The organism is Pseudorhodoplanes sp. (genome assembly GCF_035565795.1).
In the GTDB taxonomy this organism is placed as follows: domain Bacteria; phylum Pseudomonadota; class Alphaproteobacteria; order Rhizobiales; family Xanthobacteraceae; genus Pseudorhodoplanes.
On sequence record NZ_DATMRV010000097.1, the window covers coordinates 1 to 20420 of the forward strand.

Annotated in this window: 22 protein-coding genes and 2 tRNA genes; 9 read left to right on the top strand and 15 right to left on the bottom strand. The window is 61.4% G+C overall.

Translation table 11 applies throughout. The annotated features are described in order from the left end of the window. On the bottom strand, window positions 1–494 hold a 494-nt coding region (locus VNZ93_RS09490; protein WP_325703453.1), incomplete at its 3' end, for an amidase family protein. Between VNZ93_RS09490 and VNZ93_RS09495 the strand changes: the two genes are divergently transcribed. Beyond that, window positions 486–722: a hypothetical protein gene (locus VNZ93_RS09495; RefSeq protein ID WP_325703456.1), complete on the top strand. Its 237-nt coding sequence runs from the start codon at window positions 486–488 to the stop codon at window positions 720–722. The two genes, VNZ93_RS09490 and VNZ93_RS09495, sit on opposite strands and share 9 nt — an antisense overlap. A gap of 489 nt (window positions 723–1211) precedes the next feature. On the opposite strand, the gene VNZ93_RS09500 is transcribed toward VNZ93_RS09495, so the two are convergent. The 4 genes from VNZ93_RS09500 to VNZ93_RS09515 all read right to left on the bottom strand — a co-directional run bounded on the left by VNZ93_RS09500 (window position 1212) and on the right by VNZ93_RS09515 (window position 5083). Beyond that, complete coding sequence (locus VNZ93_RS09500; RefSeq protein ID WP_325703459.1) at window positions 1212–2009, bottom strand: hypothetical protein; 798 nt, start codon at window positions 2007–2009, stop codon at window positions 1212–1214. Window positions 2010–2011: 2 nt separating this feature from the next. Continuing rightward, window positions 2012–3061 (bottom strand): GSCFA domain-containing protein, encoded by a 1050-nt coding sequence (locus VNZ93_RS09505; protein WP_325703462.1) that lies wholly within the window; start codon window positions 3059–3061, stop codon window positions 2012–2014. A 96-nt stretch (window positions 3062–3157) separates the two neighbouring features. Continuing rightward, window positions 3158–3242 (bottom strand) — tRNA-Tyr (locus VNZ93_RS09510). A 206-nt stretch (window positions 3243–3448) separates the two neighbouring features. Further along, window positions 3449–5083 (bottom strand): ABC transporter substrate-binding protein, encoded by a 1635-nt coding sequence (locus VNZ93_RS09515; protein ID WP_325703465.1) that lies wholly within the window; start codon window positions 5081–5083, stop codon window positions 3449–3451. A 62-nt stretch (window positions 5084–5145) separates the two neighbouring features. Between VNZ93_RS09515 and rlmB the strand changes: the two genes are divergently transcribed. Continuing rightward, window positions 5146–5970 (top strand): 23S rRNA (guanosine(2251)-2'-O)-methyltransferase RlmB, encoded by an 825-nt coding sequence (gene rlmB, locus VNZ93_RS09520; protein WP_325703468.1) that lies wholly within the window; start codon window positions 5146–5148, stop codon window positions 5968–5970. A gap of 51 nt (window positions 5971–6021) precedes the next feature. Here rlmB and VNZ93_RS09525 read toward each other — a convergent pair whose 3' ends face one another. Both VNZ93_RS09525 and VNZ93_RS09530 read right to left on the bottom strand, forming a co-directional pair. Then, entirely contained in the window at window positions 6022–6555 is a 534-nt protein-coding gene (locus tag VNZ93_RS09525) for a hypothetical protein (RefSeq protein WP_325703471.1), read from the bottom strand. 26 nt (window positions 6556–6581) lie between these two features. Next, window positions 6582–7106 (bottom strand): hypothetical protein, encoded by a 525-nt coding sequence (locus VNZ93_RS09530; RefSeq protein WP_325703473.1) that lies wholly within the window; start codon window positions 7104–7106, stop codon window positions 6582–6584. 417 nt (window positions 7107–7523) lie between these two features. Here VNZ93_RS09530 and VNZ93_RS09535 point away from each other — a divergent pair, with 417 nt between their 5' ends. From VNZ93_RS09535 to VNZ93_RS09560, 6 genes are all read left to right on the top strand, one after another. Next, a complete protein-coding gene (locus VNZ93_RS09535; protein ID WP_325703476.1) occupies window positions 7524–9179 on the top strand; it encodes an MFS transporter in 1656 nt (551 codons plus the stop codon). A 98-nt stretch (window positions 9180–9277) separates the two neighbouring features. Further along, a complete protein-coding gene (locus VNZ93_RS09540) occupies window positions 9278–10846 on the top strand; it encodes an ATP-binding protein (RefSeq protein WP_325703478.1) in 1569 nt (522 codons plus the stop codon). Continuing rightward, window positions 10843–11553: a response regulator gene (locus VNZ93_RS09545; protein ID WP_325703481.1), complete on the top strand. Its 711-nt coding sequence runs from the start codon at window positions 10843–10845 to the stop codon at window positions 11551–11553. Before VNZ93_RS09540 ends, VNZ93_RS09545 begins: the two co-directional genes overlap by 4 nt. A 205-nt stretch (window positions 11554–11758) precedes the next feature. Beyond that, window positions 11759–11983, top strand: coding sequence for a hypothetical protein (locus VNZ93_RS09550; protein WP_325703483.1), 225 nt, complete (start codon window positions 11759–11761; stop codon window positions 11981–11983). A 145-nt stretch (window positions 11984–12128) separates the two neighbouring features. Then, window positions 12129–12527: a hypothetical protein gene (locus tag VNZ93_RS09555; protein ID WP_325703486.1), complete on the top strand. Its 399-nt coding sequence runs from the start codon at window positions 12129–12131 to the stop codon at window positions 12525–12527. A 109-nt stretch (window positions 12528–12636) separates the two neighbouring features. Continuing rightward, complete coding sequence (locus VNZ93_RS09560; protein ID WP_325703489.1) at window positions 12637–13026, top strand: hypothetical protein; 390 nt, start codon at window positions 12637–12639, stop codon at window positions 13024–13026. 37 nt (window positions 13027–13063) lie between these two features. Here the strand turns inward: VNZ93_RS09560 and VNZ93_RS09565 are convergent, their stop codons facing one another. The 4 genes from VNZ93_RS09565 to VNZ93_RS09580 all read right to left on the bottom strand — a co-directional run bounded on the left by VNZ93_RS09565 (window position 13064) and on the right by VNZ93_RS09580 (window position 15390). Beyond that, window positions 13064–13399, bottom strand: a complete 336-nt coding sequence (locus tag VNZ93_RS09565; protein ID WP_325703492.1) for a hypothetical protein — start codon at window positions 13397–13399, stop codon at window positions 13064–13066. Between the two features lie 160 nt (window positions 13400–13559). Continuing rightward, window positions 13560–13634, bottom strand: a tRNA-Thr gene (locus VNZ93_RS09570). An 893-nt stretch (window positions 13635–14527) separates the two neighbouring features. Beyond that, window positions 14528–14755 carry a porin gene (locus VNZ93_RS09575; protein WP_325703495.1) on the bottom strand — a complete coding sequence of 76 codons (228 nt, stop codon included), beginning with the start codon at window positions 14753–14755 and terminating at the stop codon, window positions 14528–14530. Between the two features lie 296 nt (window positions 14756–15051). Next, entirely contained in the window at window positions 15052–15390 is a 339-nt protein-coding gene (locus VNZ93_RS09580; protein WP_325703498.1) for a hypothetical protein, read from the bottom strand. A 361-nt stretch (window positions 15391–15751) separates the two neighbouring features. On the opposite strand from VNZ93_RS09580, the gene VNZ93_RS09585 reads away from it, so the two are divergent. Continuing rightward, the gene (locus tag VNZ93_RS09585) at window positions 15752–16762 is read left to right on the top strand and encodes an AI-2E family transporter (RefSeq protein ID WP_325703501.1); all 1011 of its coding nucleotides are present in this window, start codon (window positions 15752–15754) and stop codon (window positions 16760–16762) included. A 7-nt stretch (window positions 16763–16769) separates the two neighbouring features. On the opposite strand, the gene VNZ93_RS09590 is transcribed toward VNZ93_RS09585, so the two are convergent. The 4 genes from VNZ93_RS09590 to VNZ93_RS09605 form a co-directional block, all read right to left on the bottom strand. After that, window positions 16770–17201 (bottom strand): DUF3617 domain-containing protein, encoded by a 432-nt coding sequence (locus tag VNZ93_RS09590; protein ID WP_325703504.1) that lies wholly within the window; start codon window positions 17199–17201, stop codon window positions 16770–16772. After that, window positions 17198–18352: a cupin domain-containing protein gene (locus tag VNZ93_RS09595; protein WP_325703506.1), complete on the bottom strand. Its 1155-nt coding sequence runs from the start codon at window positions 18350–18352 to the stop codon at window positions 17198–17200. Before VNZ93_RS09595 ends, VNZ93_RS09590 begins: the two co-directional genes overlap by 4 nt. A 247-nt stretch (window positions 18353–18599) precedes the next feature. Beyond that, window positions 18600–19577 carry a tripartite tricarboxylate transporter substrate binding protein gene (locus VNZ93_RS09600; RefSeq protein ID WP_325703509.1) on the bottom strand — a complete coding sequence of 326 codons (978 nt, stop codon included), beginning with the start codon at window positions 19575–19577 and terminating at the stop codon, window positions 18600–18602. 21 nt (window positions 19578–19598) lie between these two features. After that, window positions 19599–20420 (bottom strand): tripartite tricarboxylate transporter substrate binding protein (locus tag VNZ93_RS09605; protein ID WP_325703512.1); only part of this gene is annotated, 822 nt, incomplete at its 5' end.

The window sequence follows — 20420 nt, forward strand, 5'->3', positions numbered from 1 at the left end:
GTCGAGGTGATGCCGAAGGCGAGCTCGTGCATGTTCGCCTTACCGACCACGATGGCGCCAGCATCGATCAGCTTTTGCAGCGAGGGCGCGTTGGCGTTCGGACGCGCGTTGCGCAGCGCTTCGGTGCCGCCCGTCGTCGGCAGGTCTGCGGTGTTGATGTTATCCTTGACCACGATAGGAAGGCCGGCGAGCGGCGGAAGCGGCTTCCCACCGGCAACCATGTCGTCGATCTTCTTTGCCGCGGCGAGCGCGCCCTCCGTGTTGAGTGTGATGATCGCATTCAGGTGCTTCATCTGCTCCGCACGCGCGAGCGCCGCCTTCACTACATCGGTCGCACTCACGCGCTTCTCGCGAATGACCGAAACGATGCCGGCGGCGGTCTGCGGCGGCGTCTGCGCATACGCCCGCGTCCCGAATGGCAGAATGGAAATGGCCTTGGTGGCGGTCAGTCCGAGAGCGGCGGTCAGAACATCGCGGCGGGACGCATGGCGCATGGTGAGGCCTCTGATAATGCAACGCGCAGTGTACACCGGATTATGCAGGTCCAGCAGGACCGGACCACTGTTACTTTCGCGGTGCAGCACGCGAACCCACGCCTCGGCTTCGTAGTTATCAGGCCGGGTGACATGAAGGAGCCAGGGATGATCTTCGCCATCGTCCTCGCCGCGACCATCATCGGCGCGCTGCTGATGATGATGACGGGCAGCTTCGGGTGTCCGTGATAGCTTCCACCGTGCGAACCAGTCCCTTCTAACGCGGCGCTTGCGGCGGGAACCGATCGCACGTTTGCGCGTCATTCCGTCCACAAATCTTGGAGGGCAGACCTATCCGGGCATTGTTCCTGGCGATGATAGCCGGAGCGGCGACGATCGGCTTCGGGAGCATTGCGGAGGCGCGCGACGGTTGCGGTCGCGCTGCTTTTTCGATGGATATCGTTGTGTGCCGCAATACCGCGGCGGGCCTTACTATGACGGCCCTCCTACGGCGGGCCATCGGCCGCCCCTACCGCAATCCGAATTACGGCGTCCCGACGCTAGTTGCCGCCGAAAGGCGTTGGCCAGCCGCCAAAGTAAACTTCGAGTGCTGTCGCCGCCGAGCGCAAAATTGAAATACTCGGACGGCGCGCGCTTCCACTTCTGCAGAAGAGAAACTCCATCAGGATAACCGAGTTGCCTGAGTGAGGTATCCTCTCGCTGGCTTGCCGCTGCTTATCAGCTCGCTTCTCGTTCGGGAACAGCGCTGGAGCGGCTATCGTTTGGATGCCATTGCAGGTTTGCACGATAGCCGGCGCCCAACTCAGGCATAAGAACATCGCGCCAAATAATCTCGCCGTACTTGGAATTGCCGTGATAATCGCGTGCATTCTTGCTGCCCTGAAGATCCTTTCTTAAAAACCGCCCATCCAAAACGCTTGATGGTGGTCTGAGGACCTTAACGCCTCTTCCAAGCATCATCTCGACTGCGACATCCTGGAAGGTTTCGAACAGCGTAGCAAACTCGTTTGGCGTTTCGAAGGTTCTCTGCCTGAACTCCCATTGAGCCAAGGGCATCGGACAACTCACCAAGACATAGAAGCTAACGCCAAGGTCGAGCAGATCATCATAAAATCGGATGACGTTTTGGTTGTAGCTTCGCACGATCTGAGTCATTGCTCCACGTGATACAAACAACTTCTCGCTTCTAGGGATCAACGTGAATTTAGACCATGCCGGGTCGATATAAAGCCGGAGCCCATGAGTACCGATCGAGAAAACAAAAGTCCTGTCATCGTTGCGTTGAATTGCGGCGTTCACGCCAATTTTTTCTAAGCGATTTGCGATCGAAGCGTTAAACACGATCGCCTCGTCGAACACCTTGTGAAACCTCTTCATGAATCGGAAGCCTGCCTGAAGCATCCCAATTCTCACATCGTTATATTTCTGCACTAACCGATGACGTTCGTCCGAATGCAACGCATCAAAGCCCTGACGAATTGCGATCGCATGAGAATCGCCAGCGATAACCAGCACTTCTACCGTTCCCCCTCAAGAAGCATTTCCTCGCAGATCAGATCGTCGTCTGACCCGGCGACGACAGCATTCTGATTCGTCTTCGTTGGAACGGCACTTAACAGCGGCGGATGCTCGGCGAAGAAATGGGACATTACATAGTCAACGCCAAGCGCGGCAACGGACCTTTTGTTCGCTTCGAAGAAAACACCATTCATAGCCGGACTGGAAATGATCTCATACGACGGGAAATAATCAATCTGTTCATCTTCATCGGCCAACTTGCCAGCGACCGCTCTGAGAACGGACTTCGAATAGGTTGTGGCCACCATAACATGCTTATTTGACGCAGTGGCGGTCAAGGGCACCGGCGACACTGTCAGTAGAATCTTTAGCCGTGGATTGACGTCGCGAACTTTGCTCACGAAAGAGCGCATATCCGCCAGTGTCTCTTCATAGTCAAAATTCTTGAAAGCATACTTTTGTGAATCAAACGCGCCGCCATGCACGCCCGGACAAACCGGGTAAACCGCTTCATCGGCCTTTGATATCCATGCCTCAGTCAGGCCGAGTGTAAATATGAACACATCCGACTCTTTGAAGACTTTCCGGACAGCGCGAAAGTGAGATTGCCTGGACGCTATGGCTTCCTCTCGCGATGCAAAGGGCATGGGTTCAACCGCGGGCCGAAACGCGTCATACCACCCCTTGCTGTCATTCCAGAGATCTTCGTGAGGCGACCAAATATCGAAAGCGCGATCGAACAACTGAACCAATTGTCGCGCGGTGTAGATATTGCAATACCGAGCAGAGAACACGCCATAATTAAACTTGCCCCGCAACTTCTTCGGGAACATTGGCGGCGCCGGCTCGTAGTTCTTGAAACGAAATCCGGCTTTTCTCATATGCCGGCCGATATGCTGAGCAAAACAACTGCCGGCCGTTACGATTCGGTCGGTCGGCCCGATGGGGAAAGTCTTTTTGTAAAGGTCGGACAGCCCCCAGGGCGCCACATCAGCAACACCCGTCCGCCAAAAGGCACTGGCCGGCGCCGAATTGTAAGGGTTCTTCATGAAGGTCCCTGAGCGATGCTCTCAACGCCGCTCGTCAGAAGCAGAACGGACAAAATGGCACGGCATCAAAAAAATAAGCCGATTTTTCCGGAGAATTGGTGGAGGGGGTTGGATTCGAACCAACGTAGGCATAGCCAACGGATTTACAGTCCGTCCCCTTTAGCCACTCGGGCACCCCTCCACGGGATCAGTCTGTGCGACCACACCTTGGTCGCACCCAGCCGACAAAAGGTTTAACCCGGATCGGCTTTATGTAAAACGCCCGGGCGCAAGCTTTTTACGCCGGCGCCGGACGCGGTCGGGTTTATGGTGGCGACGCCCGCTTAAGTCAATGGGAAATCAGGGATATCCACCCGGTTTGCCCCGGACGGAAACGTCCCCGTTCGCTCAGGTCTTGGTCAACTGGCGGTAGTCCGGCTCCCGGTGGAACCAGAATTCGTAGCCGCCCACCCCCTGCTTCAGGGCCACATCGTGGATCGGCTGGTTGAGCGGCACAACCGGCACCTCGCGCATGCAAAGCGCGATGAAGGCCTTCACCGTCGCCTCGTATTCCGCCGGATCTTCGGTGAAGCGCGCCTTGTCGATCAGCGCGTCCATCTCAGCGTTCTTGTAGGCCGAGATGTTGAAGATCGAATTGTTGCCGTGGAAATTCCAGAAGAAATAATACTCCGGATAATCCAGCCAGCCGCTGAACCGGTTCAGCGCCATCGGCAGCTCTTTCTTGTTGAGCGTCGTGCGCCAGTTCGCGCCCGGGATCTTGTCGAGGGTCACCTTGATCCCGATCTTGCCGAGCGTTTCGGCAATCAGGATCGCGGTCGGCTCGCCGACAGTCGCCGTACCGGTATCGAGCCCGAGCGTCGTTTCGAGGCCGTTCGGAAAGCCCGCTTCCGCCATCAGCGCCTTGGCCTTGTCGAGGTCGGTCACGTAGGGGAAAGCCTGCGGCCATGCCGCCGTCTCGACCTTGCCTGATCCGCCATACATCGGCACGGCGCGGCCGAAAAAGGCCGCCGACTGGATCTGTTCATAGGGCATCGCATAGGCGATGGCCTGCCGCAGCTTCACGTTGTCGAACGGCGGCTTCGCAGTATTGAGCGCGACATACCAGAGGCAGTTCGGGATCGGCACGCCGACCACCTGCACCTTGCCGTCCTTCTTGAGCTGGTCGAAATCCTTTGGCGCGAACCCGGTCGAATAATCGGCGTCGCCCTTTTCCAGCAGCGCGCGGCGCGTGCCGGCGGACGGGATATCGCGGGCGATGATGCGCCGGATTTTCGGCAGCGGACCGCTTTTCCAGTGATCGAAACGCGCGAGCACGGTCTCGGCGCCAGGCTTCCAGCTTTCGATGCGATAGGCCCCACCGCCCGCTTCGTTATTGCGCAGCCAAGTCATCGCCCACGGATCGGCCTCGGTCGCGTTCTTCTTCGCAAGTTCGGAATTGATGATGAAGGGCACCACTACCGCGACGTTGAACAGCAGCATCTTGTCCTTGCGGACATAGTCGATGCGGAAGGTGTGATCGTCGACGGCGATGAATTGCTCCGGGTTCAGGAGCGATCCGGCGGACATCTGGAACGTCGGAAAGCCCCCGACCTTGACCGCCCGGTCGAACGACCATTTCACGTCGCGCGCGGTCACCGGTGCGCCGTTGTGGAAGGTCGCGTCCTTGCGCAGTTTGAAGGTGCAGGACATACCGTCCGACGCGACCTGAAAGCTCTCCGCAAGTTCCGGCGCGAGCGAGCCGCGGTCGTAGCTCACCGTACCGTCCGGCAGCGTCTTTGCCGCATAAGTGAGCAACCGGTCGTAACAATTCCAGGACAGTCCATTGACGGTCTGGTTGGACCCGACGCCGTGCATGTCGAGGCTGTTCGGCCCCAGTTCCTGCACCACCAGAAGCGTCTCGGCGCGCGATTGGGCATAGACCGGCAAACCGCCGAACGGCAGAGTGGCCCCTGCCCCAAAACCTGCCCTAAGACCAGCCCCAAGCATGGCTTGCAGAACCTGGCGGCGGTCGGGATGGGTCATGGCGCGTCGTCCTCACATGATTGCACGATTTATGCGCAGCAAAGTCTGTGCCATGAGGAAGCATGAGCGAGCGGAATCGGAAGCCTCCCTTTCGGAAGAAACCAGACTTCAAACGCGACCGGCCGGATCGTCCCCCGACCGGCCGCAGATCAGGGCGTGCGCCGGTCGAAGCGGACACTGCGATCCTCTACGGCCTGCACACGGTTGAGGCAGCGCTCGCCAATCCGAGGCGCCGCATCCGCGCACTCTATGCGACAGAGAACGCTGCGAAGCGTCTCGCAGCCGATGGCATTGCGCTCAAGGTGACGCCCCAGATCGTCCGCCCGGACGAGATCGCGCGCCGGCTCGGCCCGGACGCCGTGCACAATGGTCTGCTCGCGGAAGCCGATCCGCTGGACGCGCCGGACCTGTCCGAACTGCCGGCGGAAGGCATCGTGCTGGTGCTGGACCAGATCACGGACCCGCACAATGTCGGCGCGATCCTGCGCAGCGCCGCAGCGTTTGGCGTCACGGCGCTTGTCACCACCGCCCGGCATTCGCCCGAGGCAACCGGCGTACTTGCAAAGTCGGCGTCCGGCGCCCTCGATTACGTGCCGATCGTGACCGTGCAAAATCTCGCGCGCGGACTCGCCGCGTTGCGCGAACGCGGTTTCCTCTTGGTCGGGCTCGACAGCGAAGGGGATGCGGATCTTGCGGCAACGCAATTGCGCTCACCGCTGGCGCTGGTGCTTGGCGCTGAAGGCAAGGGATTGCGGCAATTGACGCGTGAGACCTGCGATCGCACCGCGCGGCTCGATCTGCCGGGCGCGATCAAGAGCCTCAATGTATCGAATGCAGCCGCGCTCGCGCTCTATGTCGCGACGACGCGGCTGCATCCGCGAACCTGATGCGGCATCGCTCTCGCCAGGTTCGGCGAGAGCGACAAGGCAATCGGCCGATCAGTTATTGACGCTGATCGGGCCGTGGTTGTGGTGATAGTGGCGGTGATACGCGCGGCGTGCGTGCCAGTGCGGACGCGGACCGTAATAGGCGCGGCGATAACCCCAGCGGCCACCGAGACCCGCGGCGTAAGGATAAGCGCCGACAGCGCGCGGTGCGTAATAAGTGCCGTAACGCGGATCGCTCAGGCCCGGACCGGAATAGACCGGACCCTGATTGACCACATATTGCTGGACGACCGGCTGCTGCTGCACGACGACGGGCTGCTGCACGAGGACCGGCTGCTTGACGATGACGGGTTGCTGCACCACGACCGGCTGAGCTTGGACGACAACCGGAGCGGCCTGCACCACGACCGGAGCGGCCTGAACCGCATAGCCGCCACCGAAGGCGAAGCCGCTGTTGCAGCATGCGCTCGGATAAGAGACCACCGGCATGGCAAACCCGGAGTTGCAGCATTGTGCATTGGCGGAGCCGGCGGCCACGAAAGTCATGGCAGCGGCGGCAAGGAGCGACAGCGTTACGCGAGACATGATACGTCCTTCTCAGGGGTTACAGTTTAACGGCGATGCGGTGGGCGCGGGCGTGGCGGATAGGGTCCGGGTGGATTTTCGCCGCCGCCCCAGGGCGAATTGAAGTTGACCTCCGGGCTGATCATCATCGGTGGCGACGGCGCGTATTGCGTCGGCGGCACGTTTGGCGATTCAGCGGACCACGAACGGCTGTAGGCCTCCGCCGGCTTCGGCATTGGCCGGTTGGCAGGCGGCTCGATCTCGAAACGACCGAGATGGGGCTGGACACCGAGCGTCGGGAAGTAACGGCTCGCCGGCGTGTACCGCACCGGCCGTTCCGGCTGCAGCGGCGGCACGTAGGGCGACGGATAGACTGTCACGCCGGGAGCTGCACCCGGCCGATACAATCCCCAATCGCCTTCGACCACGCCCCAGGCGGCGTTATAGCCGTTGATCGGAACCGGAATGTTGGGCCGACCCGGCACGACCAGGACCGGTCCGTGGTCGGCGCGCGCGTCGACGATACCTGCCAAAGCAGGCGCAAACACGAGCGCGAACGCCGCCCAACGCATACGCATACACTCCAGCGCAGGCGCATTGGCGCGCCCCCTCAGCCGCAAGCATTCTAGAATCCCGAGGGATGCACCGCGTTAACAGCAGGCGTGAATCACCTGTTACCATTAATTCAAAGTGACCGATCGCGGCCCGGCAGACCGGTGCCTGCATGTTCGGATGGGTGCTGCGTTCGAACATTCTGGTGAACAAGCGCTTCGCGGTGTCATCATAAAGTGTAAGCCGCACATCGAGCGGCCAAAGCGAAAGCCTTGCCAGTTCAGAGTCTTGCTGCGCTGCATCTTGACCTTTGGTCTACGACCTAACGCGCACAGACGCGCGGGCTCCGTCTCCGCAACTTGCGCGGTGGGGACGGTAAGCGTGCGAGAGCGGCGAAAGCCGTCCCCCATTACGCAGAACCAAGGGGATGAGCGCCCATGTCCACAACGACCGCAGACCATACGTCGGCTCGCGGCGCAGGTATGACGAGGGAAGAGAAATTCGTCATCTTTGCGTCTTCGACCGGCACCGTTTTCGAATGGTACGATTTCTATCTCTACGCCGTGCTGGCTCCATTCTTCGCATCGCTTTTCTTTCCGCCCGGAAACGACACCGCCGCGCTGCTTTCGGCCTTCGCGACATATGCCGCCGGCTTCCTCGTGCGCCCGTTCGGCGCGCTGCTGTTCGGCCGGATCGGCGATCTCGTCGGCCGCAAATACACCTTCCTCGTCACTATCCTTTTCATGGGCGCCTCGACCTTTGCCGTTGGTCTTCTGCCGACCTTCGCATCGATCGGGTGGCTTGCTCCGATCCTGCTCGTGTCGCTGCGCCTGTTGCAGGGCCTCGCGCTTGGCGGCGAGTATGGCGGTGCGGCGACCTACGTGGCCGAACACGCCCGACCCAACGATCGCGGTTTTGCAACAAGCTGGATTCAGACCACCGCCACACTCGGCCTGTTCATGGCGCTTGGCGTGATCCTGATTTGCCGCACCGCGATGGACGCGAAGACGTTCTCCGAATGGGGCTGGCGTATTCCGTTCCTCGTGTCGGTCGTCCTGCTGGCCTTCTCTGTCTGGATCCGGTTGAAGCTGAACGAAACTCCGATCTTCCAGAAGATGAAAGAGGAAGGCAAAGGCTCGAAGTCACCGTTGACCGACAGCTTCCTGCGCTATCCCAACAACAAGTACGTGTTGCTTGCCTTGCTCGGCGCAACCGCCGGCCAGGGCGTGGTATGGTATACGGGCCAGTTCTACGCCCTGTTCTTCCTCATCATCACGCTGAAGGTCGACTACGCGACGGCCTATATCCTGATCGGCCTCTCGCTCGTTATCGGCACGCCGTTCTTCATCTTCTTCGGATGGCTGTCCGACCGGATCGGCCGCCTGAAGATCATCCTGGCCGGATGCCTGATCGCCGCGGTGACGTACTTCCCGTTGTTCGGTGCCTTGACCAAGGCAGCGAACCCGGACCTCGCGGCGTTCCAGGCGAAACAGTCGATCAGCGTCGGCGTCGATCCTGCGACCTGCAACTTCCACATCTTTGTGGGTCCGTGGTCGAAGTTCTCGGATTGCGACCGGGCCAAGGACTTCGTGACCAAGCTCGGCGTATCGTTCACCACGCAAACGCTGCCGGCCGGTTCGTCTCCTGCCCTCACCATCGGAAACGACAAGGTGCAGGGTTGGGATGCCAAGACCTGGACGGCAGCTTTCGCCAAGGCCGGCTACCCGGCCAAGGCTGATCCGGCCAAGATCGACTGGCCGTTGACGCTGTTGATCCTCGTTATCCTGGTGATCTACGTCACCATGGTGTACGGCCCGATCGCAGCCTTCCTGGTTGAAATGTTCCCGACCAACATCCGCTACACCTCGATGTCGCTGCCCTATCACATCGGCAACGGCTGGTTTGGCGGCATGCTGCCTCTGCTTGCGACAGCGATTGTGGCCGCGACCGGCGATATCTATGCCGGCCTTTGGTACCCGATCGTGGTCGCGGTCATGACGCTCGTGGTCGGTGCCGTGTTCCTGCGCGACACCAAGGGGGTGGACATCAGGTCCGGCTCCGGCGTCGAAAACATGAGCACGTCATCCCGATAACCCCGGCATGGGCGGCCGAAAGAGCCGCCCATGTTTCCTCCCAAGCAACTGGAGGCCCCCGCCAACGGGGCCTTTTTTTGCGATAGAATGCGCCTGAGATGCCGCAAACATCCACCCTCGATCGCGACCACCCGCGCCTGCTGCTGCTGCGCCGCGCCTTTTATTCGTTCGCTCTGGTGGCCGTGACGACGGTGGGTCTTGCGATCGTCATTCACTTCACCGAAATCCGGCATATCTCGATCGGTTACGTGATCCCGGTGATGATCGCGGCGATCCGCTGGGGGGTGATTGAAGCCACCGTCGCTGCGGTCTCGGCGATCGCCTCGGCGGCATTTTTCTTTTATGCACCGATTTTCGATTTTCGGATCTACGATTCGCTTCAGATCGTCGACCTGATCATGTTCATGATCGTGGCGATCATAACCGGTCATTTTGCAACGCGCCTGCGCGTCGAAGCCGAACGCGCGAACCGTCGCGAACACGAGATCGGCGCCCTTTATGCGTTCGCGCGCCGGCTGACCTCCGCCCGCGATGCGACCGGCATCTATGAAGCGATCCAGCGGCACCTCAGCCTTCTGGTCGGCCGAAGCGTACTCCTGTTCGGCCCCATCACGACCGAAAGCGAGGCAATCGAACGGTGCGAGGCCCTCAAGGTCCCGGCCCCGGTCCGCGATGCGGTGCTATCCGCACTCAATCGCAAGATCGATCCGGTCGCCGGCGTCGTCACCGAGGACGGCAAGGGGCAATCCTGGCTGGTGCGCGCAGTGTCGCCGCAAAGTCAGGATTTCGGCGTGATCGCCGTAGATCTCGGAAAGCGGAACGACGACGAGACGGGACACATCAGCGATGACATCGACCAGGCCCTGATTGACGCCGTGGCAACGCTGCAGCGGCTTGGACTTGGCCGCACGATCAACGAAGCGCGCAGCCGCACTGATGCCGAGCGCCTTCGGGACGCCCTGCTCGGCTCCGTCTCGCACGAACTGCGCACGCCCCTCGCCGCCATTCTCGGCGCGACCACGACAATCGCAACGTCGGCGCCGGTGCAGTCCGACCCAAGACTCTCCAGCCTCGCCAATGTTGCACGCGAAGAAGCCGAGCGGCTGAACTACGACATCGAAAATCTTCTGAATGCGACGCGCATTTCGAGCGACGGCGTGCTTCCCAAGTTCGAATGGTCTGAGCCCGCCGATATCGTCAATGCCGCGGTCGAGCACAGACGCCCGCGACTTCGGGCGCACGACGTAATCGTCCGGATTGCTCCTGATCTGCCGCTGGTCTACGTCGACTCGGTGCTGATCGAGCAGGCGCTAGGCCAGCTCCTCGACAATGCAGCGAAGTATTCACCCGCAGGCTCCGTGATCGAGGTCGAGGGACGGCGCACGGGCAACGACGTGACGATTGCGGTGTCCGATAGCGGCGCCGGGTTTTCCGCAGACGAGAAAGCGCGCGCCGGCGAGCGCTTCTTTCGCGGCGAGCGCCATGCCTCGTTGGTCACCGGCGCCGGGCTCGGACTGTGGATCGCGCAGTCCTTCGTCGCGGCCAATGCCGGTCATATCGAGATTGTCAGTTCCGGCGCAAATCACGGCTCGCGTATCCTCATTCACCTTCCGGTCGGCCGCGAGCTCGAGGTACCGGCCGACGCCCCGACAGAGACCATCGCATGAACGAAAGGCACGCTCCCACCGTTCTCGTCGTCGACGACGAGGCGCAGATCCGGCGCTTCCTGCGCGCGGGCTTCGAGCTTGATGGCTATGGCGTTCACGAAGCAGAGAATGGCCAGGACGGATTGCGCGTTGCGACGCTGCGATCGATCGATCTCGTGATCCTCGATCTGGCCATGCCAGACATGGACGGCAGCGACGTTCTGGAACGCCTGCGCTCGTGGTCCAACGTCCCGGTCATCGTGCTGTCCGTGCGGTCGAGCGAGGACGAGAAAGTCCGTCTGCTCGAACTGGGTGCGGACGACTATGTCGTGAAACCCTTCGGTATGGCCGAGCTGCTCGCGCGGGCGAAAGCCGCGCTCCGCCGCCACTCACGCGGCGACAGCGGCGAAAGTACCATTACGATCGATCACCTTACGATCGACTTCGCGGCGAGGCGTGTAACCGCAGGCGGGAAACGGCTTTCGCTTACGCCAAAGGAATACCGCCTGCTCCAGGTGCTCGCCCAGCATGCGGGCAAGGTCGTGACCCATCAGACCCTCCTCAGCGAGGTGTGGGGACAATGGCACGTGCACGACACGCATTACCTTCGCATATTCGTGCGCAAGCTTCGCCAGAAGATCGAGACCGACCCGACCAAGCCGCGCATTCTCTTGACTGAACTTGGTGTCGGATACCGGCTCGCGGTTCCGATGGACGTCGCACATTAGACTTTCGGCGACACGCGTGTATACGGGACATTTATGCAAAGTGACCCGCATTTTACCCGAGTCCTGATCGTACCTCTTTAACGTCCCGTCAGGCATGGCCGCCAAGAGCCGTGTTCAAGGGATGTGAATGCCTGCAAGACCGAAAGCCGCGCCGCTCAAGCGTACACTGTCACCGGCTGAGATCGACCGGCAGCGCCAGGCCCATATGGCAACCATTTCCCGCGCGCGCTCACTCGGCCTCGGCAACGCGCTTCTCGACAAGGCGGAAAGCCTGCTGACGGCGCATTGGGGCGTGTCCACATGGGATTCGCGCGAGGCGATCCTCAAGACCGTGGACTGGCTCCTGGGCGCAGCCCTTCACAACCCGCAACCGGAAGCAAAAATCCGCCCGCGGCATACCCTGGCCTGGCCCACCAGCCTTCGCCGCTGATCGCCTGATCACCGCATCGTCATCGTCGGGATGCAGGGGCGCACGTTCGCATGCCCCCACGACGTGAACCCGCGCCCGTCCCTCTGAGACAAATGATGGAATGGCTTGGGTGCCGTCATCCGGACGCCCGCCAACGGAGGCTGATATGCGAAGCCTATGCGGTTCCATCCTCGCCGGACTGGCGCTGATTGCGACGGCAAATGTTGCACTCGCCGAACAGCCAGCCCCCGATCAAACGCCCCGCCTCGTATCGGGCCTGATCTGCGACACGCGCGAACAGGCCGAACGCTTCGTGCTCGTTCTGCGCGACAATATCGAGACCGCGCTCGGCACAGTGAACACGGAAGCCGGAACACCGGACGCCTGCATGGTCGCGACCTACGGTTTTGTGCCTGGGCAAATCGTATCGGAGGTCGAACGTAACGGCACTGTGGTCGACGTCATCGAGGTTCGCGTTCTGGCGGTTGCCACAACCAACGGACTGCAGATGATCGAGCCGAAACTCTATTACTCGATCGTCCGCACCGGCGACCGCGTCGCCTGACGATACACTCACTGTCCGCGCAGCGTGGAACATCGCGCGCACCCCGGAATTGCCACCCTGAAACACGGGCGGGAACATCCCGGCGAAGCGACGCCGGCGGGAGGCGGTGATGCAGAAACTGTTTGGTGTGATGGCAGCCGCGTTTCTTTGCTCGGCTTCCGCTCCCTTCTCGGACAACCCACCGACGGGCAAGGTTCTGACCGGGTCCGGCCTCGTCTGCGATACGAAGGAGCAGGCGCAACGGTTCATCTCGCTGATGGACGATGACGTCGAGAAGACGTTGCTGACGGTCAATCGCGAGGCCGGCAACGATCACGCCTGCGTGGTCGCGACCATCGGGTTCATTCCCGGTTCAAAAGTCGCCGAAGTCGACAAGAACGGGTCCATCGTGCACGTGATCGAGGTCAAGGTGGTGGCGGTCGCCACCGTCGTCGGCCTGCAGGCGGTCGAACCGAAGACTTATTATTCTGTCGTCGCGACGGACGAAATCAGCATCTGAGCCGCGGCGAGAGCATCGGTTACAAAAGACCGCGTTTTCAGCGGCCCATCTCGGCAATCGCGCATGACCTGATCGCTGCGCGCGCTTTTTCACGTCCAAGGCCCCTGACCTTCGGCATAAGCCGCTTCTTGCATGATGCAACCGCATCGCCGCGACGTTTGCCGATCGCAGCCGAGCAGCCGGACGACAGCTTGCCACGGTTCGAGCGCATGCATTTGCGAACCGCGGCGCGATCGCCGAAATGCTTGCTGCAGAGCCGTTTGGCATCCGACATGCAAGCCTGGCGCATGGCGGCGTTCGCGGACGCGGCCATTGCAGGCGACGCGAAAAGCGGGCTCGCGATCAGCAACGCAATCATCCAGGTCGCTTTCATCTGCACTCTCCCGCAGCCACGATTTCTAATGATGGATCACCCTGCATTTCGTCGACTTCGGTCGCGGTCAAATACGTGACCGGTCCTCCCCGGACCAGTGCTTGCTTTGATTTCAGTCGCGCCTCCTGGCGCACAAGCGGAGCACGGGCCGTGCAAGTCATGGTGCCGGCTGAGGGGATTGAACCCCCGACCTTCGGTTTACAAAACCGCTGCTCTACCGCTGAGCTAAGCCGGCGACCGCTGGGATTTCAGGGACATAGCAAGGTGATCCGGGGCGTCAATGGCTTTTTGCCGCCGTGGCGCGGGCGCCTGTCCCTTCGCCGCTGACCATGAGCTTTCAACGATCCGAAAGACGTCCGGGAGAACGAACCGTGACGCATGTCCTAATTTAAGCAATATCCCCCAAATGGGAGACGAACATTCTGGCAACGCGGAGGGTCGCTATCGCGCGATCCTGCGTTTGACCCAGGCGGCCATAGCGACGGCGGCGGCCCCAATCGCCGCGAACACGACCCACCGCTTGCTTTGATAAATGCGTCCGTTCGGACCGACCCAGCCCATGTGCCATCTCCATGCGCGGGGCAACGTCATCGCCGCGCGCCGGTTCCTTGCGCGAGGCACAGACTACGCGCGCGATCTTGAAATCGGCGGAAAGCAGCGCGACGGTTTCGCGTTGGCAATCAGTCCGGGAGGCTACCCATGATACGAGCTCTTCTCGCCGTAGCAGTTGCTGGGCTTGTCTATGCCGCGCTGCCGAGTCCTGCGAATGCCAGTCCGTTGGTGCCGAACCAGGAGGGACTTCAGACCCTCGCACCGAACTTTCTACAGGATGCTCGCTGGCGCCGGTGCTGGCGCGACCGCTGGGGCCGGCTCCATTGCCGATGGTGCTGGCGTGACCGGTGGGGTCGCGTGATTTGCCGCTGACCTTGTGCTCATCGAGGAACCGGCGGTTCTGAAACCGCCTGCACTGCCCAGCTCACGCCGCGTCACGCTTGGTAACAGGTTGTGAGACGATTTTTTTCCGCGATGCAGCGATAATGAGGGTGTCAGTCGGCGGCGCGAACCTCCCCGCCGATTGTGGAATTTAGCCCCGCGTCGGCAACGGCGCGGGGCTTTCCCTTGGCGGCCTTACCGCACCGATCCCTGCATGCGGACATAGCCGCGAACCTGTACGCAGGTACCGGTTCCCTCGACCTGGACGAAGCCCGCTCCATATTCCGCGCACGGGTTGGCGCGCTTTGCGGGATCAGCCTTCGGTGCAGGCTCAGATTTCGGCTTGGTCGGCGCTTTGCTCTGGGCGAACGCGGGCGCGGCGGTCACAAGAGCGAGCAGAATGGCGATCAGGGTTGCCTTCATGGCCCCTTCATAGAGCAAGCCGCGGGAATTGTCTCGCCGCTGCCGCGCTCCGCATCGGTTAACCCTGTTTCTTCAGGCCGCATTAGCGCAGCGGCCCCACGATCGATGCCGGACCTGCCTGCGGGACGGCGGATCCGTTGGACGTGCATGGGACCTAAACGCGCCGGCGCGCAAGCGGACTTGCGTCGTTCGGCATCAGGGGAAATGCAGATGACCGCAACGGATATCGTGGGATTGCTGCTGCTGTTGTTTCTGGTGGTGCCGATGATGACGGCGCGACCGACCCGCTTCTGACCCTAGTCGCGGTCCTGACCGTATTCGCAGCCTGGCGCGGCATAGACATATCGGCCGACGCCATGCGGATCGTGGCGCAACTGCGGTTTGCAGCGCGCGACCCATCGCGCCTCGCGGGAGCGCGTCTCGGCGATGTCCTCCGCGTTCGGCTCCTTCAATGACTGAACCCCGCGGTTACCGGCATCGCCGTAGCGATATTGCCGCACGCAATGTGCGGCGCCTCCCGACAAGACGCAGCTTCCGACCACCGTATCGGTGACGCGCTGCGCGTCGGCCGGCGTGCTGACGCTCGTGAGCGCGAGCGCAGACACCGCTAGTGCAAACACCATCCTCGTCGACATGACCCGCGACTCCCGCTCCGGCAACAAACGCCGACAACCCCTTGCTGGGCGAGCTGCAAACCGGATGCCGCGAAACCCGTGCCGAAGCGGCACAAAACAGTGGTTCCACGTCCGATATTGTGACAATGGAACTCATCCGCTGTGCCGGCATTGTCAGGGGCCGCACGGACGTATCGACGAGACGGATGGGGCCAGCAGAGTGAACGTGGCGCGAGACATCAGATCAGGGCGCGCTCCCGATGCTGCGGAAGCGGTGCCACAAGGCCCCGCTTCTGCTGCACCTCAGACCTATCCGGCGCGTGGCTTTCGCGTCGGCGCGTTCGATACGTCACCGTTTGAAGATGCAACGGCGTTCTGGCGAATGTCGTCTCAGCTCGCCACCATCCTGATGGCGGTGATCATCTTCGGCACCTTCCTGTACTTCGCGCGCCCGCTGTTAATGCCACTTCTGTGCGCGCTGATCGTGGCGCTGACGATCGGGCCGCTCACCGGTTATGCCGTTAAGAACGGCTTCCCCGGTTGGGTACCCGCGCTGATCATCGTCACAATCCTTGCCGGTGCGCTCTACCTCGCAATCGTTCTCCTCTCCGATCCGGTCTCCGATCTTGTCGGGCGGTCTGCCGAGATCGGCGCAGAAATCAAGGAAAAATTCCGATTCATGGAGCGTCCGCTCGCAGCCTTGAAGGAGCTTTATGCAACCTTCAGCGGATCGTCAGGCCTTGCAGTGGATGTCTCGAAACCGACGGACATGATCGGCTCCGTGCTCGGCACACTCGCGCCGGCGATGCTGCAATTCGTGCTGTTCTTTGCGACGCTGTTCTTCTTCGTGCTGGGCCGCGCGGCGATGCGTCAGTATATCGTCAACCTGTTCGACACGCGCGACGGCCGGCTGCGCGCGCTCAAGATCTACAACGACACGGAACGCAGCCTGAACGGCTATCTGCTGACGGTGACGACCATCAATGTCTGCGTCGGTCTGGTTTGCGCGCTGGTGACATGGATGCTCGGCTTCCCGGCGCCGTTGCTGTGGGGCGCAATGGCCTTCGTGCTGAATTACATCCCCTATGTCGGCCCGGGCATGATGCATCTGACGCTGTTCGTGATCGGGCTGCTGACATTTGACACGTTGTGGCCCGCACTGATCGCGCCCGCGCTGTTCATGTCCTTCACGTTTATCGAGGGACATTTCCTGGTGCCGACCATCATCGGCCGCCAGCTGCTGCTGCATCCGCTCGCGGTGTTCCTGTCGCTTGCCTTCTGGTCCTGGCTCTGGGGACCGATCGGTGCGCTGCTGGCAACGCCGATCCTGATCATGGTGATGGTCGCGGCCGACCATCTCTATCCGCGCAACAAGCAGGTGCTGCCGGAATAAGCCGCAGCTACCGGCACTCGCCGATGCGTTCGGCCGAAATCGAAACCATCGAGTCGTGGACGATGCGGTCCAGCATGGTCGCCCTGGTCTTGATCAGCGCACTGTAGCGCGTCGGGCTGTCAAAGATGAACTCTGCGTCGAGGTCCATATCGAGGTCGCCCCTGCATTGAAGACGCCAGGTCAGGCCCGATGCCTCGAGCTTGAATTCCTTGCGCTCGCATGTGGAGTTTTCGGTCTTGATCTGCGGACCGAAGGTCTTGCCGAGATCGGCAACGTCCTCCGGCGTGAGGCAGCGCGTCGCGACATCCGGCGGAGCAATCGGCCCGGACAACGTAGTGGTCATGACGCGCCAGCGTCCGGGCTCGAGGCTTTGTGCGAAAGCCGATTGCACGCTCATGAGCGAGAGAAGGGCAACAATCGAACGCAGAACAACCTTCATTTCGGCATCGGGGTATCGCTTTTCGGAAAGCCGGCGAAGGTCGCCGGCGGTACGCCGAAATTCGTGGAGAGCAGTTCCGACGGATTGGCGGCGAACCACGCCGTCGCCGAGATCGACTGATACTCGCCGCTGTTGAACGCCAGCACCAGTTCGAGATCGTCGGTGCCGATATTCTCGATGTAATGGCCAAAGCCCTGCGGGACATAGCCGACATCGCCCGGGACGTATTCCTCGGTGCGCGCGCGGCCCCCCGATCCGAACACCGTCATGCGCGCCCGGCCCTTGATGTAGTATTGCCACTCGTCGGCGTTCGGATGCCAATGCAGTTCGCGCAAACCGCCTGGCTTGATGCTCATCAAAGCGCCGGTCATCGTGGTGGAGATCGGGAATTCCTTCTGCGACACGATGGTCATGGTGCCGCCGGGATAGCTTTGCGGCTTCTGCGCGAGCAGACGATAACGGTGCGTCTCTGCCGGCGCATTGATTGAGCCGGCAGCCGGATTGGCCGGCAGCGGCGGCGGCACCGGGCCTTTGACGAGATACACTTCCTTCTTCGGAAATGTCGCGAAGGTCGCGGCCGGCACGTTGAAGTTCTTGGCCAGCACCTCAGGCGGCACATGCCCGATCCAGTCGGTAATGCTGAAGGTACCGAACTCCGAGAAATAACCGTTGTCGAAGATCAGGATGAATTCGCAGGGGCCCGGCCCGAGACCCTGGATCGAGTGGCCATGCCCGCGCGGGAAGTACCAGACGTCGCCTTCGCCGAAATCGACGATCTCGCATTGTCCCTTGGGATCGATGGTCGTGACGCGGCAATTGCCCTTGATCACATAGGCCCATTCGGCAGCATTGGCGTGCCAGTGCAATTCACGCAGGCCGCCGGAATCGAGCTGCATCAGCACGCCGGCCAGCTTCTCGGACACCGGAAAGTTCAGGACGGTGGCCTCCTTCGACCAGCCGCCGTCGTGCGGAATGTTCGGTGCAGCGCCGAGCGCGTAGCGCAACGAGGGTAGTTCCTTGCCCTGCAGCGGGACCGGCATCGGCCCATAGGGCGGCTGACCCGCATATGAATCCCCGTCGGCGCCGGCCATTGCCAATCCCCCCATCGCTGCCACGCCACCGATCACCGAACGCCGGGACATCTCCGACATGGCCCTCTCCTGCGAACGGCAATGAAACGCCGCGTCGCCGCAGCGCATCTCTCAAGCCATCGATTCGGAGAACCATAAAGACGCCAATGGCCGGAACAAGCCCCGCGCGCGCCGTCTGCCGGGGGCAATCCTGCTCAATAACAGATGGTGTCCGTCTCCCGCATCCCTGCGCGGCAGAGCGCCCCGCGCCCCCAGTCAGCCGGCGCGGCGCATACAGCGCCACGCCGCGAACCGCATCAGCTCTGCATCAAGGCTGCGGGATTTTCGCCCGCTCGACGATCGGCTTCCACTTGTCGTAGTCGGTCGCGATCATCTTCTGCAGTTCGGCACCGGTCACGCTCATCGGCGTGACACCGAGCGCCTTGAGCCTTTCGATCATCGCCGGGTCCTTCGCGATCTCCCTCAACTCAGCAGCGAGCTTGTCGGTGATCTCTTTCGGCGTTTTCGCAGGAGCGACGAACACTGCCGTCCATGTCACTTCCAGACCAGGCACCGTTTCGGCCAGCGCCGGGATCGACGGATCGACCGGATAGCGCTCGAGCGACGATACGCCAATCGCACGGGCCTTGCCGCCCTGCACCTGCGGATATGCCGTGGAGAACTGATCGCAGGTCATCTGGATCTGACCGCCGATCAGGTCCTGGATGATCTGGTTCGAGGCCCGATACGGGACATGCGCGATTTTGGCGCCGGTATGCTGGACGATCAGCTCCATGCACAGATGCTGCGAAGTGCCGATGCCGGACGAGCCATAGCTGAGCTTGTTGGGATTGGCCTTCATGTAGTCGAACAACTCACCAACGGTCTTCGCCGGCACCTTGGGATCGACGATCAGCATGTTCGGCTGATACGCCACCATCGCGACCGGACGGATGTCCTTCAGGCCGTCATAGCCGAGCTTTTCCTTGTAGATGTGCGGCAGGATGAACAGCGTGCCGGCAGACACCACAGCGAGCGTGTAGCCATCCGGATTGGACTTCGCCATCGCGCCGATACCGATGCTTCCGCCCGCCCCGCTCTTGTTCTCGATCACGAATTGCTGGCCGAGGCGGGACGACAGCCGCTCGGAGAAGATGCGGGCTGCGGCATCGACATTGCCGCCGGCCGCGAACGGCACGATTACGGTCACCGGCTTGCTCGGCCATTGCTGCGCGTGGGCCGGCGCGAACGCCGCTGCGAGCGTTGCCGCGGCGGCAAACACGACCGGCGTGAGATATCTGCTCATGGTCTCGCTCCCTGAATTTTTCTAGTTCGACAGCTTGGCGCCGGCCTGTTCGACGGCCTTTGCCCAGCGTGCGAGTTCAGACTGGTTGAGCTTCAACAGGTCTTCCGGAGAGCCGGCGACCGGATCGATGCCCTGCGCAAGCAGACTCTTTTTCACCTGCGGCGAACTCATGATTTTCTGAATGGTCTGGTTGAGCTTTCCGACAACGTCCTTCGGAGTCTTCGCCGGCGCCCAGACACCGAACCAGGCCGAGACCTCGAAGTCGTTCATGCCGGCTTCCTTCATCACGGGCACATCCGGCAGAGCGTCGATGCGTGTCGCATTGGTGTTTGCGATCGCACGCAGCTTGCCTTCCTTGATGTGACCGAGCAGCGGCAGATAGTGATAGAACATGAACTGGATTTCGCCACGCAACAGGTCGGTGATCGCCTGCGCACCGCCCTTGTAGGGAATATGCGTCGCGTTCAATCCATTGCGCGCAACGAACATCGCGCCCGAAAGATGGTTCGATGTGCCGTTGCCGGACGATCCGTAATTCACCTTGCCGGGATTGGCCTTGATATAGGCGATCAGGTCGCTGACGCTCTTGATCGGCAGATCGGGATGCACGACGAGCACATTTGGCGCGGTGCCGAACTGGATGACCGGTTCGAAATCCTTGATCGGATCGTAATTGATCTTCGCGTAGACCGCCGGGTTGATCGAATGCGTGCCGATTGTCCCCATCAACAGCGTGTAGCCATCGGGCGTCGCGCGCGCGACCGCTTCGGAGCCGACACCGCCCCCCGCTCCACCACGATTGTCGATGATGACGGATTGTCCAACCGCTTTCGACAATTCGTC